This is a genomic window from Pseudomonas sp. GW821-FHT09E04, assembly GCF_059416185.1.
Window position 1 is genome coordinate 156,419 of record NZ_JBWKOR010000001.1, and the last position, 15,237, is coordinate 171,655.

The window sequence follows — 15,237 nt, forward strand, 5'->3', positions numbered from 1 at the left end:
GGCCGACCTTCAAGTCCGCAGCAATCTCGCCAGTACGCGGTACCGTCCCAAGCCCCGAGCGCTCTGCGCCATGGTTCGTGCTTCCGGAGTGGTGGCTTTCCGGAATCGACTTCGATCCGAACAGAAATCCAGCGCGATGACCGTGGTGCGTGTCGCAGCCACAGTGATCTTCATGCTTGGGCTGGGCGCAGTGTCTGCCGCTGCGCAGCCGTCAGCAAGCACCGCAGAACAGATAACAATGAGGGTGCCGCCCACCGGAGCGCGCATATGCCTGGGGTGGCAGCAAGGCCAAACTCCGGCGCCTCAATCGTGTACAGCTTCTGGGCCGCTGACCTTAGTACCAAAACAGGACGGCATGTTGCGTGCAGGCCGTCCCGACTACGAGACGGTGGCTGGCCAACCTTTGAGCTCGTGCGTGCGGGATCGGGTGTCCGGGTTGGTCTGGGAGGGCAAGCCAGATAGCGGCAGACCTGCGTTCACACGTAGGCCGATTGGCCCGCCCGACCTGGGCTATAGCTCGCTGGTCAATACCTACGGACCGCACAACCAGCCGACACCAGGAAGCCGGACCAATAGCGACGCTTATTCTTACTATGGCGATGGACGGCCGGGTGACGCCATGGCTTATGTGGCACAGGTGAATGCGATGCGGTTGTGCGGCTTTACCGATTGGCGCCTGCCCACGGTGGCTGAGCTGCAGGGCTTGATCGATATGGACGAACTGATCAATGTACTGGCCGATAAAAGGCCCCCAGAGGCGGCCGTCGATGTGCAATGGTTTCCCAACACCGTGTCGGGGAATTACATGACCTCCGAGCCTGCCGATATGACCCGCATATGGTGCGTAAGCTTCGACTCCGGATCTGTCAACAGGTGCCACCGCAGGATGACAAGCGACACTGCGCCGTTGTTTGTTCGCTTGGTGCGCGGCCCCGAAGCTCCGGAGGCAGGGCGCTATCGCGCAGTAGCCGACGAACGCGGCGTGCCCGGCGGCGTGGTTGAAGACCGCCACACCGGCCTGGTGTGGCGCCGCTGTCAGGAGCCTCAAGTATGGAGCGGCCAGCGCTGCATCGGGATGCCTGTTCGCTACCGCTACCTGCGAGCCTTAGTAGACGCCAGCGCGCAACCGGGCTGGCGCCTGCCCACCATCAAAGAAGTCAACAGCCTTGCAGAGCGTTGGTTCAATATAGTGAACATACCCGCTGCCGATTTCCCGGCGTCCGGAACATCGCCGCTGCACGAGGGCTATTGGACTTCTACCGTCTGCAACGGTGGCTCCGAGACGCGGGACAGCAGTTCATGGGTCAGGGTCTGGGTGTTGTGGCGCGACGGCAACACTACCTGCGAGCCGCTCGTTTTGAACCTTGAGGTCCGACTTGTACGTGAGTGAAGTGCGATCTCCAGTGACCACGCGTTTCCATATATTCCTATGGGCACAAGAATATCCGTGAAAAGCATTATCATAGCTGTTGTAGGGGTTATGGCGTCGATCTTGGTAAGCTCCACGCAGGCTTCCAGCTGGCAGGTCTGTAAGTTAGAAGTAGAGATCACCGCGAGTGGGAAGCAGCCCTACCCCGAACTCCAGGGCCGTGTGGCGTCAGTTAAGGCTGACCCCGCAGACGCTCAGTGCCCGAAGACAGGAACGGTGATCACCTTCGAGCCGGAGAGCGCCGACTGGCAAAGTATGATCCCGCGTAAGCTCTGGCCTGCGTCCGGCCAATGGGTAAGGATGCGTTACCAATACCTGGATGGCATCTGCAAAGGCGACGGCAACAGCCACCCTTGCAGGATCGAGCATTACCCGATGGACTGGTGAAACGGCGTCAGCTATGCACCAGCACTTGCATCGCCACACGCAACGGCGCCGGCGACTACCGGTGATGGGTGCCTTCGCCGAGTTCGAGCGCGCCCTGATCCGTGAACGGCAACGCGAGGGCATCGCCCTGGCCAAACAACGCGGTGCCTACCGAGGCCGCAAGAAAGCCCTGTCCGGAGAGCAGGCTGTTACCCTGCGGCGCAGCGCGGCGGCCGGTGAGCCCAAGGCACAACTGGCCCGCGAGCTCAACATCAGCCGGGAAATACTCTACCAGTACCTCCGCACGGATGACTGATCCATGCCGCGTCGCTCGATCCTCTCGGCAACGGAGCGGGACACCCTGCTTGCGCTGCCGGAGAGTCAGGATGACCTGATTCGTTATTACACCTTCAACGACTCCGATCTGTCGCTGATCCGCCAGCGGCGTGGCGATGCCAACCGCCTGGGCTTTGCGGTGCATCTTTGCCTGCTGCGCTACCCCGGCTATGCGCTGGGCACCGACAGGGACCTCCCTGAATCGGTGATCCAGTGGGTGGCCAAGCAGGTCCAGGCCGAGCCGACGAGCTGGGCGAAGTACGGCGAGCGCGACGTGACCCGCCGAGAGCACGCCCAGGAACTGCGCACCTACACGTCACGAATGTCCGCTTCTGGCCGAAAGCGGACCTTGACGAACTCCTGCGTTTACTCGGTTTTACTATCCAACTTACGCCTTAACCCACCGCCCCCGACTCCAAGCACTCAAAAAGTCGACCGCAAACACCAACCCCAACATAGCCAAAATCACCGTCCCCGCCTGCGCCTCCTGAAACAAACTCAAGCTCACATACAACATCTGCCCCAACCCCCCAGCCCCGACAAACCCCAGCACGCTGGCCATCCGAATATTGTTCTCCCACCGATACAAACAATACGCCAGCAACTGCGGCGCCAGGTTCGGCAGCGTGCCGTAGCAGAAAGCCAAAACCGGATTCCCCCCTTGCAACCGAATCGCCTCGGCCGGTTCCGGCGGTGTGTTTTCCAGCGCCTCCGCAAACAACCGCCCCAACACGCCCGTGGTGTGCAGGGCGAGCGCAAGTGTCCCGGCATTCGGCCCCAGCCCAGCCGCAAGCACCATCAACGCAGCCCAAACCAGTTCGGGAATGGCGCGCAGTGCATTGAGCAGCAGGCGCGCGGCACTCTGAAAAAACCAGCCAAAGCGGCCAGCGGCGGGGAGCGCCAATAGCAGTCCCAGCACGGCAGCGAGGAGGGTGCCGAGGGCGGACATGGCGAGTGTTTCCATCGAACCGCGAAGGATGGCGCTCAGGTAACCGGGGCTGAGGTCGGGGCTGAGAAAGCGGCCCACGTACGAGCCCATTTGTTTAAGGCTGGTGGCGCTGCCGAGTTCTTCGAGGTCGAGGCCAAGGTAGGTGAATGACGCAATGACGGCGGCGACGATGGCGAGGATCAGCAGCGGGTTGATCAGGCGTTTCATGCCAGCCTCCAGCGCAGCAGGCGGCTGAGTTGGTCGGCGCTGAGGACGAGCAGGAGGAAGGTCAGGAGCATGCTGGCGACTTCGCCGCCGGCGAACATGCGGATCGACAGGTCGATCTGTTGGCCGAGGCCGCCGGCGCCGACGAAGCCCATCACGACCGAGGCGCGAATGGCGCATTCCCAGCGGTAGACGGTGTAGGAGAGCAGTTCTGCCGCGACGTTGGGCAGTACGCCGTAGGCGAAACTGGCCAGGCGTCCGCTGCCGGCCTGGAGCAAGGCGTGGGCCGGGCGTTGGTCGGTGGATTCGAAGATTTCGGCGTAGACCTTGCCGAGCATGCCGCTGTAGGTGATCGCGATGGCCAGCACGCCCGCTGCCGGGCCGAGACCGACGGCGCGCACGAACAGCAGCGCCCAGACGATTTCCGGCACGCTGCGCAGGAAGATCAGCAGCCCGCGCACCGGCCAGCGCAGCAGTCGGCCCAACAGGCTCGGGCGACCGCTGCGTGAGGCGGCGGACAACGACAAGGCGCGGCTGGCGAGCAGGCTGGCCGGCACCGCCAGCAACAGGGCCATGGCCATGCCGGCGGTGGCGATGGCCAGGGTTTGCAGGGTGGCTTTGAGCAGTAGTTGAAGAAACTCCCGATCATGTTCCGGAGGCCAGAACGTCGAGACAAACCGGCCGATTTCGTTCTGATTGTCGGCGCGCAACAGCACCCCCACATCCAGCTCGCTGAGCTGAATCCCCGGCCACAGCAAGGCAATCGCCAGCACGGTCAGCAGCAGCCGTGGCAGCGCGGCGGGGTCGCGGGTGTCGGCGCTCAGCATCGGGGAATCTGCACAACCAGCGGCGGCACGGTCGGCGCCGGGGATTGCAGTTGTTCGTTGGCGTAGAGGGTGTCGAGCATCTCGCGGCTGACCTGCGCGGACGGGCAATCAAAGAGGATTTGCCCCTCGCGCAAACCGATGATGCGCGGGAAGTGCGCCAGGGCCAGTTCCACCGCGTGCAGGCTCGCGACCAGCGTGACATTGTGCTCCCGGGCATGGCGCGACAGGATCGTCAGCGTGTGCCCGGCCAGCACCGGGTCCATGGCCGAAACCGGTTCGTCGGCCAGCAACACCTCCGGTGCCTGATACAAAACACGGGCAATGCCGACGCGCTGCAATTGCCCGCCGGACAGTTGCTGGCATTGGCTGAAGAGTTTGTCCGCCAGATCCAGTCGTGCCAATGCGGCGCGGGCGCCGGGCACGTCGAGCGGATGCAGCAGGTTGATCAGGCTTTTGCCCAGGCTCCATTGCCCGAGCTTGCCGGCCAGCACCGCCGTCACCACCCGTTGCCGGGGCGGCAGGGGTGGCGCCTGATGGATCAGGCCGATGCGTGCGCGCAGGCGTTGCCGTTGGCGGGCGGACAAGTGCCAGGCGCGCTCGCCCAGCACTTCGATCTCACCGCTGCTGGGCCGAATGGCGGTGGCCAGCAGGTTCAACAGACTCGATTTGCCGGCGCCGGACGGGCCGATGATCGCCACCTGTTCGCCGGCCTCGATCTCTAAATCCACGCCGCGCAGGGCTTCGACGCCATGGGTGTGGCGCAGAAAGCCCTGCTGGAGGCGCAATGTCATTTCAGCAATTCGGCGGCGCGGGCGGCTTCCTCGATCCCTTTGTAGTTGTCCGGGCTGGTGGCGATGAAGCGGCTGGCGGCTTGCAGGTCGAGGATTTTCTTCTGCTCGGGGTTGGCCGGGTCGAGGTCGAGGAAGGCCTGTTTGATCTTCGCCGCGAGCGCCGGGTCGAGGGTGCCGCGCACGGTCCAGTTGTAATCGAAGTAGGTCGGGGTGGTGGCGAAGACCTTGACCTTGTTGGTGTCGACCTTGCCGGCGTCCACCAGTTTCTGCCAGACGCTGGCGTTCAGTACACCGGCGTCGACCTTGCCGGCCTGTACCCAGGCGACGGTGGCGTCGTGGGCGCCGGAGTAGCCGACGCGGCTGAAATAGCTTTCCGGTTTGATGCCGTCCTTGAGCATGAAATAGCGCGGCATCAGGCTGCCGGACGTGGACGACACCGAACCGAACGCGAAGGTTTTGCCTTTCAGGTCGGCGAGGCTTTTGACGTTCGGGTCGGCGGTGATGAATTTGCTGGTGAACTGCGCATCTTGCTCGCGCTGGACCAATGGGATGACCTTGGGATCACTTTTCAGCTGTGCCTGGACGAAGGTGAAACCGCCGAGCCACGCCATGTCGAGGCGGTTGGTGGCCAATGCTTCGACCACCGCCGGGTAGTCGGCCACCGGCACAAACTCGACTTTCATGCCCAGTTTCTGCTCCAGATAAGCCCCCAGCGGCTCGAACTTGCGCAGCAGCTCGGTCGGGGCTTCGTCGGGAATTGCGCTGACCTTCAACACATCCGCGGCGTGCGCCAGCACGGCGGACAGGGACAGGGCCAAACCAGCGGTCAGTGCCAGGGTTCGCTTGAGCATGGAGTTCTCCGTTTCGTGGTCGTCTGGATCGATGCGCGGGCGATGACATTCGTCATCGGGTGCAAAGTCAGGTTAGACGAAACGGCGCGATTGCGAGGGCTCAGTCGACCTGAGCAAAACACTCCACCAGCCAATCGATAAACACCCGCACCCGATTGCTCAAATGCCGGTTCGGCGGATACAGCAAATGAAACGGGTACGCCGGCGGGCGCCAGTCCGTGAGGATCGACACCAGTTCGCCGCGCTCGATGGCGGCCCTGACCGTGTAGCTGAAGGTGTGGATGATCCCCAGTCCCGCCAGCCCGGCCGCCAGGTGCGCATTGCTTTCGTTGACGCTGACCAGGCCTTTGCCTTCGATCTGATGACGTTCGCCGTTGCGCTGGAAGTTCGACGGCAGGATGCGCCCGGTGGAGGCCGAGCGGTAGGTGATCATCTGGTGGTTGGCCAGCTCCTGCGGGTGGGTCGGCGTGCCGTGGCGTTGCAGGTATTCGGGCGTGGCGCAGGTGCTCCATGAGACTTCGCCGAGGCGGCGCACGGCCAGGGTTTGCTCGGTCAGCGCGCCGCCGCGAATCACGCAGTCGACACGTTCGCTGATCATGTCCACCGGGCGGTCGCTGACGCCCAGATCAATCTGAATATCCGGGTAGCGCTCGAAGAACTTCGGCAGTTCGGGAATCACCAGCATCGTCGCGGTCGAGCCGCCGATGTCCACGCGGATCTTGCCGCGCGGTAACGCCTGGGCCTGGCTGAAACCCTGATCGATGTCGTCCAGTTGATGCAGCAATTGTTGGGTCAATTGGTAGTAGGAAGCGCCATCGGCCGTGACGGTGAGGCGGCGGGTGGTGCGTTGCAGCAGGCGCACGCCGAGGTGGCTTTCCAGTTGGCCAATCAGTTTGCTGACGGTGGTTTTCGGCAGGTTCAGCGAGTCGGCGGCTTTGGTGAATGAACCGCTTTCCACGACGCGGGCAAAGGTGCGGATCGCCATTAACTGATTCATCGGCTCGGGCTCGGAGGGGAAGGCAGGGCTGAGTATTGTGCATGTATGTGCACAAACAAAACCGATTTGGCGGATTTTTCAATTCAATCCATCGGCCTAAAGTCGCTTTCAACGGCTCACCTACGACCCGTCACCTTCCTTGAAACGGTTATTGGAGACACATCATGAGCAACAGACTTGAAGGCAAAATCGCACTGATCACTGGCGGCACCACCGGCATCGGCCTGGCCTCGGCGCAGGAATTCGTCGCCCAGGGCGCCACCGTATTTATCACCGGCCGGCGTCAGGCGGAGCTGGACAAAGCGGTCGCCGCCATCGGCCCACGGGCCATCGGCATTCAGGGCGATGTGGCGAGTCTGGAAGATCTGGATCGCATCTACCGCGAAATCGCCGAGAAGGCCGGGCACCTCGACATCGTGTTCGCCAATGCCGGTGGCGGGGACATGCTGCCGCTGGGTTCGATCACCGAAGAGCACTTCGACCGGATTTTCGGCGCCAACGTGAAGGGCACGCTGTTCACGGTGCAGAAGGCGTTGCCGCTGTTGCGCGATGGCGCATCGATCCTGCTGACCTCATCGACCACTTCGGTGCAGGGCACGGAAAACTTCAGTGTCTACAGCGCGAGCAAAGCGGCGGTGCGCAACTTCGCCCGGTCGTGGTTGCTGGATCTGAAACCTCGTCGTATCCGCGTCAACGCGATCAGCCCCGGCCCGGTGCGTACGCCAGGTCTGGCGGGGCTGGTGCCGGCGGAACATACGCAAGGGCTGTTCGATCAACTGGCGTCTATCGTGCCGATCGGGCGTCTGGGTGAGCCGAGCGAAATCGCCAAGGCTGCGTTGTTCCTGGCCTCGGATGACAGCAGTTTCGTCAACGGCATCGAGTTGTTCGTTGACGGTGGCACCGCGCAGATCTGATCTGTGTCGGTCAATGCCCCGGCACTTGTTCAGTCGAGTGCCGGGGCTCGTCCGTTTCTTCGGCCGGCGCGTTATCCCAGATCAGACGCGGGTCGAAACTCATCGCCGACAACATCGTGAACACGACCACAAGGCCAAAGAACAGAATCCCCGGTCGTGGCTCAATGTCCCCCAGGGCCTGGAATTTCACCAGCGCCGCCACCAGCGCAACCACCAGCACGTCGAGCATCGACCAGTAGCCGATCAATTCGACGAATCGGTACAGCTTCGAGCGCTCCCGTCGCGCCCAGTGACTGTCCCGTTGCACGGTCACCAGCAGCAGCGTCAGCGCGACGAATTTCACCCCCGGCACCGCGATGCTGGCGATGAAGATGATCAGGGCAATGTCCCATGCACCGTGCTCCCAGAACTCCAGAACGCCGCTCATGATGGTGCTGTCGGCGCCGTTGCCGAGCAGCGTGGTGTTCATCACCGGCAGCAGATTCGCCGGCACGTAAAACGCCAGGGCGGCGAACATGTAGGCCCAGGTGCGGGCCAGCGAGTTGGTCTTGCGCCGGTGCAGCGGGGCGTCGCAGCGCGGGCATTGGTGGGGCTCGCCGGTCATGTCGCAGGCCAGTCCGCAGCTGTGGCAGAGGCAGAGGTTGAGTTCGCTGGCAGTCGGTGGTCGCTTCATAGGATGTCCCACAGTTCACGCACGTCGCGCCCGGCGATGCGGATCAGCAACAGGCTGAGCACGGCCAGCGCAAACAGGCCGATGCCGGGAATCACGTCGAGCATGCCCGCCAGTTTGAACACCGCGACCATGGCGCCGAGCAGACACACTTCGAGCATGCTCCAGGGCCGTAGCGTTTCCAGCCAGCGCATGCACACCTTGAAGGCCGGGCAACGGCGCGAGGCGAGGGCGAAGCTCAGTACCCAGATCAACAGAACCAGCTGAAAGGCCGGGGCGATGATGATCGAGATCGCCGCGACCATTGCCATGAAGGTGATCGGCCCCTGACTCAGCGCCAACACCGAATCCCACAGGGTCGCGCTGTTTTTCAGGCCCTGCATGCTGATGCTCATCACCGGGTAGAAATTGGCGAACAACCACAGCATCGCCGCCGTGAAACTCAAGGCCAGTCGTTGTTCCACGGTCAGGCCGCTATAGCGCTGGAGCACGCCGCCGCAGCGCGAACAGAGGGTTTTCTGATGTTTGGCGAGCGTGGCGTGTTTGTACACGCAGTCGCAATGCTCGCAGATGATCAGTCGATCGGTGCTGGCCATGGGCGCTCGTTGGGAGGAGGGCGTGAACCCCTTCAATATAGGCGCGTTGAGGCATTCGACAACTTTCACATCTGGAAACGCACCTTTGGTCTGGCCGGCAGACACGTCACCGGAACCGTTCCATACTCCTGTGCGCCATTGGTAAATCGACCTTCATCATCCGCAGGAGAAACGCCATGAGTGAAAAACCGACGATTGTGCTGGTGCACGGATTCTGGGGCGGTGCCGCGCACTGGGGCAAAGTCATTGTTGAATTGACACGCAAGGGCTACAGCGCAATTCAGGCCGTGGAAATGCCACTGACCTCATTGGCCGACGACGCCGAGCGCACCCGCAAAATGATCGCCCAGGTGAACGGGCCGGTGCTGTTGGTCGGGCACTCGTATGGTGGGGCGGTGATCACTCAGGCCGGCAATCAACCGAATGTGGTCGGGCTGGTATACATCGCCGCGTTCGCTCCGGATCAAGGCGAAAGCCCCGGCGGCATCACCCAGGAACATCTGCCTGCCGCCGCGCCGAATCTGGCGCCGGACAGCGACGGTTTCCTCTGGCTCAAGGCCGACAAATTCCATGAAAGCTTCTGCCAGGACCTGCCGGCGGATGAGACGCTGGTGATGGCCGTGACGCAGAAAGCGCCGCTGGCCAGCACCTTCGGCGATGTCATCAGTGATCCGGCGTGGAAGCACAAACCGTCCTGGTATCAGATTTCCAGTCAGGACCACATGATTCACCCGGACAACCAGAAACGCATGTCCGCCCGGCTCAACGCGAAGAAAGTCATCACCCTCGACGCCAGTCATGCCTCGCTGGCCTCTCACGCTGCTGAAGTGGCGGCGCTGATCGACGAGGCCGCCAAGGCCTGACAACGACCACGCAACCGGCCGTTTTCAAACCGGTTGCGTGGCATCTTCTTCCGCGATGGCCGCCCGCACGCTGGGCCGTTCGGCGATACGTGTCATGTAGTTCGCCAGCGCTGGCCAGTCTTCAATGGCGATACTGAATGTCGGCAGCCACTTCAACACCGTGAACAGATAGGCATCCGCCACGCCGAACACCTGCATCAGAAAGGGCTGGGTCGCGAGGATGCGGTTCAGGTAATCCAGACGTTTGAACAGTTTGTGTTTGAAGATCGTTTTGGTGGATTCCGGGATTTCGCTGCTGAACAACGGCGCGCTGCCCCCATGAATTTCCGAACTGATGAAGTTCAGGTATTCCTGCAGGCGCGAGCGCTCCCAGGTGCCATTGGCCGGGGCCAGCGAATGCCCCGGCACCCGGTCCGCGAGGTATTGAAGAATCGCCGGGCCTTCGGTCAACACTTCACCGTTTTCCAACATCAGCGCCGCCACGTAGCCCTTCGGATTGATCTCGCGAAAGTCCCGGCCGTCGGCAGTGCGCTTGGTCTGGTTGTTGACCCGGATCAGTTCGAACGGCAAGTCCAGTTCACGCAGCACGATGTGCGGGGACAGCGAACAGGTCATGGGCGCGAAGTACAGTTTCATGGGATCTCCTTTCAGATGAAGGCCCAGAATCCACTACCGCTGCGCCGCTTCGCAAAGGACATCTGTGGTGCTAGCGTATGACAAAATCTCATGGACTGAAGAAACCCTATGCTCCCCCGACTACCGTCACTCAACGGATTGCGCGCCTTCGAATGTGCGGCTCGCCATTTGAGTTTCACCCGCGCCGCCGAAGAGCTGAACGTCACGCAAACCGCGATCAGCCATCAGATCCGTCGCCTCGAAGATGAGCTGGGTGTGCGGCTGTTCATGCGCTTGAAAGATGGGTTGGCGTTGACCGATGAGGGCAATGCGTACTTTCCCGGGATTCGTTCGGCGTTTCTGGAGCTGCGGTACTCCACCGAACGGTTACTGGAGTCGAATAACCACAGCGTCCTGACGATCAGTACCCTGGTTTCGGTAGCGTCCAAATGGTTGCTGCCACGCCTGCCGTCATTTCGCGAGGCGCATCCCGAGATCGATGTGCGGATCAGCGCGTCCACCGAACTGGTGGATTTTCGCAAGGGCGGCATCGATGCGGCGATCCGCTATGGCACCGGCGAATGGCCGGGTTTGCGGGCCGACTGGTTGATGTCCGACGAGATCTTCCCGGTGTGCAGCCCGCGACTGTTGACCGGCGAAAACGCTTTGAAGGCGCCAGCGGACCTGATCAATCACCCTTTGTTGCAAGTCAGCGGCCTGACCGCCAATGACTGGCGCGACTGGCTGCACGCGGCAGGCCAGCCAATGCTCCCGGCCAAAGGCCCGCGCATGACCTTCGACCTGGCGATGATGGCGGTGCAGGCCGCGATTGACGGGCAGGGCGTCTGTATCGGCCGCTCGACCTACGTCGAGGACGACTTGCGGGCCGGAAGGCTGGTGGCGCCGTTTGATCTGCGGCTGAATTCCGATTCCGGTTTCTACTTCGTCACGTCCCATGAAAACGCCGATTCGAAAAAAATCGTCGCGTTCAGGCAGTGGCTGTCGCAGGTGCTTTGAGTTGTATGCGCGTGTATCAATCCCGTCGCCGTACACACTGGGGTAACTTACGCCGATATCAGGACACATCCCGTGTACATGCCTTGCTCAGAGTGACTGTCGACACATCACTATTTCCGAGAGGGCAACACCATGCGCCGCACACTTCTGATGACCGCTGCAGCCGTACTCGTTTCAATGACCGGCCTCGCGCACGCGGCTGACACCCAAACCGCCGCCCCCGCGAAGAGCTGGCAACAAGGCCTGAGCCGCACGGATCTCGTCCGCCAGGATTTGGGCGCAGCGGATCGTGAAGTGATTCAGGCGCGGGTCGATTTCGAGCCGGGCATCACTTCGCCTCGGCATGCGCATCCGGGCGTTGAAGTCGCCTATGTGATCAGCGGCACCTTCGAATATCAGCTGGAAGGCCGGGCACCGGTGACACTCAAGGCGGGAGACTCGCTGTTCATCCCGGAGGGCGTGGCGCACATCGCGAAGAACGTCGGCAACGAAAAGGGTTCGGAACTGGCGACTTATATCGTCAAGAAGGGCGAGCCGTTGCTGATCCTCAAGCAATAACGTCCGGGAAACTGAAAAGGCCTGCCACAGTGGCAGGCCTTTTTGTTGTTGGTGGATTCAAGGCAGGCAGATGATCAAGCCGATATTGCCGCCCCATTCAAATTAAAAGAACTTCAGCGTACATCCACCTCTTTCACATTCCCGGCCGATGCTCTTTGCCTGCGCCTCTGAAGCCAGCTGAAAAACGCATGTACCGGATGAAGAACGGCGGTCAGCACGCCAAGCAGCAGGATGATGAAGAGGATGATCAGCGGGACGCTTTCGTGCGAGAACATGGTGGGTTACTCCTGTAGTCACTATGTTGGAACCCGCAGACTAGACGCATCCGGCGATGTTTTTGGTGAACGTATGTTCATCCTCGAGCGCTTCGATTGTGCTACGGCAAGGCTTGGGATCGGCTCCGGAGTTGTCAGAAATTCAAAGGCCCGGCGTTGGCAACGAACGCCATCCATCGCATGCTGAACGTCTTATTCATCGTCACTGAAGAGGCATCCCTTGCAGACCCTTCGCCGTGCTCAATCCGAAGACGCCGCGCCCATCGCCGCGCTGGTCGATGAGGCCTACAGCCCTTACATCCCGCGAATCGGTCGCAAGCCTGCGCCCATGCTCGATGACTACGAACAAGTGCTGCGCGAAACCGATACGTTCGTGCTGACCGACAACGATGAAATCCTCGGTGTGCTGGTGATGAGCCAGGAAGGCAACGAACTGCTGCTGATCAACGTCGCGGTGTCGCCTCGGCACAAGGGCAAAGGCCTGGGCAAAGTGCTGATGTCGTTCTGTGAAGAGCATGCGTTGAGTGCCGGCTGCGAAGCGGTGCGGCTGTACACCCATGAGCGGATGACCGAGAACATCGCCATCTATGAAAAGCTCGGTTTTGTGGAAACCCATCGCGCCACCGAGGACGGATTTGCCCGGGTTTTCATGCGCAAGACCCTTGCCGGTTCTCGCTGACTGTCACGCCGGTATGCCGCACACGAGTGATGTAAAAAAACGCCCGAAGCAATGCTTCGGGCTTTTGAGGATGAAACCGGCGTGAACCTGTTTCAGATCAGGCGCAGGGTCACGTCGATATTGCCGCGAGTGGCCTTGGAGTACGGGCAGGTCTGGTGCGCCGCTTCCACCAGTGTCTGGGCGACCGAAGTTTCCAGCCCCGGCAGGCTGACATTCAGGCGTGCCTGAAGGAAGAATGCATCACCGGTCTTGCCCAGATCGATTTCGGTTTCCACTGCTACATCGGCCGGCAGTTTGATTTTCAATGCGGCAGCGGCCTTGCCCATGGCGCCGATGAAGCAGGCTGACCAACCGGCCGCCAGCAATTGCTCCGGGTTGGTGCCGCTGCCAGCGGAGCCGGGTGGCGACAGTTTGATATCCAGGTTGCCGTCCGAACTGCGCGAGGCGCCATCGCGTCCGCCGGTGGTGCGGGTCTTGCCGGTGTACAGCACTGTGTCGATTTGATTGATCATGGGAATGCCTGCCTGAGTGAGTGATGGAGTCGGAAACGAAGGTTCCGATGGCCCACACTTTTGCATCGGCATGTACCCGGGATGTGTCCTGCAGCGGGGGGTTATGTATCGCTGTGTAGCGGCCGGATCATCCTGAGCGTTGAGAGAGGCTCAGCAGTATCCCGAAGCTCACGAGCAGGCCGCCAAAGGCCCGGTCAATCCACAGCCGTGCCGCCATCAGCTTCTCGCGCACTCTTCCGGCCGAAAAGCACAGCGCAACCAGACTGAACCACACCACATGCGCCCCGGCGATGAACAGTCCATAGGCCAGTTGCACCGCCAGACCCGTGTCCGGCCGGACGACACCCATGAACAGGCTCACGATGAAAATCGAGGTTTTGGGGTTCAGCGCGTTTGTGAGAAACCCCGTACGCAGCGCGGCCAGATCCGACAGGGCAGGTGGCGGCGCATTCTGCGGCTGAACATCGGGCCTTGAGCGAAGCATTTTGATGCCCAGATAGACGAGATACCCAGCCCCGGCCAGCTTCAGCGCATTGAACAACCAGGGCGTTTGCTGAAACACCCATCCGAGGCCAAGCAGCGTATAGCCGACGTGAACCAGCACCCCCAGACCAATGCCCATCGCAGTGAGAACGCCTGCGCGTCGAGACAGCAGCAAGCCGTTGCGAGAGACCATGGCGAAATCCGGCCCGGGGCTGATGCACGCCAGCAGTGTGATGGTGATTACGGCTATCCATTCGCTCATGGTGGAACCTTGCGGTGGTTGGTGATAGAAAGCCATGTTTACAGATGTCGTGCGCTGGAACTAACGATGATTTCTGAAGTAGATGGTGATTTTGAATCACTTAAATCCGAATCGCGAATGCCTTCTCTGCTGGCGCTGCGTTGCTTCGAATCTGCTGGCCGGTTTGAAAGTTTCGCCCGTGCGGCTGATGAACTGCATCTGACGCCCGGCGCCATCAGCCGGGCCGTGCGCCTGCTTGAAGAGGACCTGGGCGTTGACCTGTTCGAGCGGCGCAAGCGCAGGGTTTTCCTGACGGACGCTGGAAGACGACTGCTGAAAGCAGTGAGTGAAGGGCTTGGGGTGATGAACCATGCCGTCCGCGAGATACGCAGCGAGGCACGCCGTGCGCGGCGGCTGGTCCTGTCCTGCGAGCCAACGCTGTTGATGCGGTGGCTCATCCCGCGCTGGAGTGAGTTCCAGGCACAACATCGTGGCCCGGACATTCATCTGGTGGCCGGCGGTGGGCTCTTTTCCTTTGAGCAGGGGATAGACCTGGCCATTCGGCGAGACGATTTTCCCCGTCCGTCCGGTTACCACGCCGAGAGGCTGTTTGCCGAGAAGGTCGGGCCGGTATGTCGGCCGGATAAAGTCGGTCAGTGGTTCGATGAACGGGGGACATGCCTGCGCGCCACGGCCCCTCTGCTGCAAACGACCAGCCGACCCACCGCCTGGCAGGAATGGGCTGCCGCAACAGGGCAGCCGGTTCCGGCGACGCAGATGCAGTCCTTCGAGCACTTTTATTTCAGCATTCAGGCGGCGGTCGCCGGCCTGGGTGTGGCCATGGGGCCGTGGCACCTGGTTCGCGACGATATCCAGAGCGGCGTACTGGTCGCGCCATCAGGGTTTGTTGAAGACGGCTCGCATTATTGCTTGCTGTCGCCCACACCTCCCAAGCCGGGCAGCCTGGAAACGGATTTGCTTGAATGGTTGCGGGCGGTGGGTTGTTAGGTGATGTCTGCCCAACGTCGGCGCCGGCCCTTATCACGTAGGCTCCGGCGCCAGGG

At 61.6% G+C, this 15,237-nt stretch carries 18 protein-coding genes and 3 pseudogenes; 10 read left to right on the plus strand and 11 right to left on the minus strand.

What is annotated here, in order from left to right; genetic code table 11:
- Positions 1-355: 355 nt before the first annotated feature.
- The 4 genes and pseudogenes from AC07N4_RS00830 to AC07N4_RS00845 all read left to right on the plus strand — a co-directional run.
- A pseudogene (locus tag AC07N4_RS00830) lies at positions 356-565 on the plus strand (hypothetical protein); the annotation flags it as partial.
- 54 nt (positions 566-619) lie between these two features.
- On the plus strand, positions 620-1,390 hold the full coding sequence (locus AC07N4_RS00835) for an Lcl C-terminal domain-containing protein (protein ID WP_493065190.1): 771 nt from the start codon (positions 620-622) through the stop codon (positions 1,388-1,390).
- 481 nt (positions 1,391-1,871) lie between these two features.
- Positions 1,872-2,111, plus strand: a pseudogene (locus AC07N4_RS00840) (helix-turn-helix domain-containing protein); the annotation flags it as partial.
- A 3-nt stretch (positions 2,112-2,114) separates the two neighbouring features.
- Positions 2,115-2,444, plus strand: a pseudogene (locus tag AC07N4_RS00845) (DUF4158 domain-containing protein); the annotation flags it as partial.
- A 75-nt stretch (positions 2,445-2,519) separates the two neighbouring features.
- On the opposite strand, the gene phnE reads toward AC07N4_RS00845, so the two are convergent.
- The 5 genes from phnE to AC07N4_RS00870 form a co-directional block, all read right to left on the minus strand.
- Complete coding sequence (gene phnE, locus AC07N4_RS00850; protein WP_493064706.1) at positions 2,520-3,287, minus strand: phosphonate ABC transporter, permease protein PhnE; 768 nt, start codon at positions 3,285-3,287, stop codon at positions 2,520-2,522.
- Positions 3,284-4,111 (minus strand): PhnE/PtxC family ABC transporter permease, encoded by an 828-nt coding sequence (locus AC07N4_RS00855; RefSeq protein WP_493064707.1) that lies wholly within the window; start codon positions 4,109-4,111, stop codon positions 3,284-3,286. The genes phnE and AC07N4_RS00855 overlap by 4 nt, the downstream gene beginning before the upstream one ends.
- Positions 4,105-4,902, minus strand: a complete 798-nt coding sequence (locus AC07N4_RS00860; RefSeq protein WP_493064708.1) for a phosphonate ABC transporter ATP-binding protein — start codon at positions 4,900-4,902, stop codon at positions 4,105-4,107. Before AC07N4_RS00860 ends, AC07N4_RS00855 begins: the two co-directional genes overlap by 7 nt.
- Positions 4,899-5,753 carry a putative selenate ABC transporter substrate-binding protein gene (locus AC07N4_RS00865; RefSeq protein WP_102622274.1) on the minus strand — a complete coding sequence of 285 codons (855 nt, stop codon included), beginning with the start codon at positions 5,751-5,753 and terminating at the stop codon, positions 4,899-4,901. The genes AC07N4_RS00860 and AC07N4_RS00865 overlap by 4 nt, the downstream gene beginning before the upstream one ends.
- Before the next feature lie 100 nt (positions 5,754-5,853).
- A complete protein-coding gene (locus tag AC07N4_RS00870; protein ID WP_493064709.1) occupies positions 5,854-6,750 on the minus strand; it encodes a LysR family transcriptional regulator in 897 nt (298 codons plus the stop codon).
- A gap of 164 nt (positions 6,751-6,914) precedes the next feature.
- Here AC07N4_RS00870 and AC07N4_RS00875 point away from each other — a divergent pair, with 164 nt between their 5' ends.
- A complete protein-coding gene (locus tag AC07N4_RS00875; RefSeq protein ID WP_493064710.1) occupies positions 6,915-7,664 on the plus strand; it encodes an SDR family NAD(P)-dependent oxidoreductase in 750 nt (249 codons plus the stop codon).
- Positions 7,665-7,674: 10 nt separating this feature from the next.
- On the opposite strand, the gene AC07N4_RS00880 is transcribed toward AC07N4_RS00875, so the two are convergent.
- Both AC07N4_RS00880 and AC07N4_RS00885 read right to left on the minus strand, forming a co-directional pair.
- Entirely contained in the window at positions 7,675-8,337 is a 663-nt protein-coding gene (locus tag AC07N4_RS00880) for a paraquat-inducible protein A (protein WP_102622277.1), read from the minus strand.
- Positions 8,334-8,930: a paraquat-inducible protein A gene (locus AC07N4_RS00885; protein ID WP_102622278.1), complete on the minus strand. Its 597-nt coding sequence runs from the start codon at positions 8,928-8,930 to the stop codon at positions 8,334-8,336. Before AC07N4_RS00885 ends, AC07N4_RS00880 begins: the two co-directional genes overlap by 4 nt.
- 176 nt (positions 8,931-9,106) lie before the next feature.
- Here AC07N4_RS00885 and AC07N4_RS00890 point away from each other — a divergent pair, with 176 nt between their 5' ends.
- On the plus strand, positions 9,107-9,793 hold the full coding sequence (locus tag AC07N4_RS00890; protein ID WP_102622279.1) for an alpha/beta hydrolase: 687 nt from the start codon (positions 9,107-9,109) through the stop codon (positions 9,791-9,793).
- Positions 9,794-9,817: 24 nt separating this feature from the next.
- Here AC07N4_RS00890 and gstA read toward each other — a convergent pair whose 3' ends face one another.
- Positions 9,818-10,429, minus strand: a complete 612-nt coding sequence (gene gstA, locus AC07N4_RS00895) for a glutathione transferase GstA (protein ID WP_102622280.1) — start codon at positions 10,427-10,429, stop codon at positions 9,818-9,820.
- A gap of 108 nt (positions 10,430-10,537) precedes the next feature.
- Between gstA and AC07N4_RS00900 the strand changes: the two genes are divergently transcribed.
- Both AC07N4_RS00900 and AC07N4_RS00905 read left to right on the plus strand, forming a co-directional pair.
- Positions 10,538-11,425 carry a transcriptional regulator GcvA gene (locus AC07N4_RS00900; RefSeq protein ID WP_493064711.1) on the plus strand — a complete coding sequence of 296 codons (888 nt, stop codon included), beginning with the start codon at positions 10,538-10,540 and terminating at the stop codon, positions 11,423-11,425.
- Positions 11,426-11,557: 132 nt separating this feature from the next.
- Entirely contained in the window at positions 11,558-11,983 is a 426-nt protein-coding gene (locus AC07N4_RS00905; RefSeq protein WP_102622282.1) for a cupin domain-containing protein, read from the plus strand.
- Between the two features lie 113 nt (positions 11,984-12,096).
- Here the strand turns inward: AC07N4_RS00905 and AC07N4_RS00910 are convergent, their stop codons facing one another.
- On the minus strand, positions 12,097-12,258 hold the full coding sequence (locus AC07N4_RS00910) for a hypothetical protein (RefSeq protein ID WP_173861392.1): 162 nt from the start codon (positions 12,256-12,258) through the stop codon (positions 12,097-12,099).
- A gap of 220 nt (positions 12,259-12,478) precedes the next feature.
- On the opposite strand from AC07N4_RS00910, the gene AC07N4_RS00915 reads away from it, so the two are divergent.
- The gene (locus AC07N4_RS00915) at positions 12,479-12,937 is read left to right on the plus strand and encodes a GNAT family N-acetyltransferase (protein WP_493064712.1); all 459 of its coding nucleotides are present in this window, start codon (positions 12,479-12,481) and stop codon (positions 12,935-12,937) included.
- Positions 12,938-13,029: 92 nt separating this feature from the next.
- Here AC07N4_RS00915 and AC07N4_RS00920 read toward each other — a convergent pair whose 3' ends face one another.
- Positions 13,030-13,449, minus strand: a complete 420-nt coding sequence (locus AC07N4_RS00920; protein WP_102622284.1) for an organic hydroperoxide resistance protein — start codon at positions 13,447-13,449, stop codon at positions 13,030-13,032.
- A gap of 127 nt (positions 13,450-13,576) precedes the next feature.
- Positions 13,577-14,194, minus strand: a complete 618-nt coding sequence (locus AC07N4_RS00925; RefSeq protein WP_493064713.1) for a LysE family translocator — start codon at positions 14,192-14,194, stop codon at positions 13,577-13,579.
- 66 nt (positions 14,195-14,260) lie between these two features.
- On the opposite strand from AC07N4_RS00925, the gene AC07N4_RS00930 reads away from it, so the two are divergent.
- Positions 14,261-15,181, plus strand: a complete 921-nt coding sequence (locus AC07N4_RS00930; protein ID WP_493064714.1) for a LysR family transcriptional regulator — start codon at positions 14,261-14,263, stop codon at positions 15,179-15,181.
- Positions 15,182-15,237: the final 56 nt, after the last annotated feature.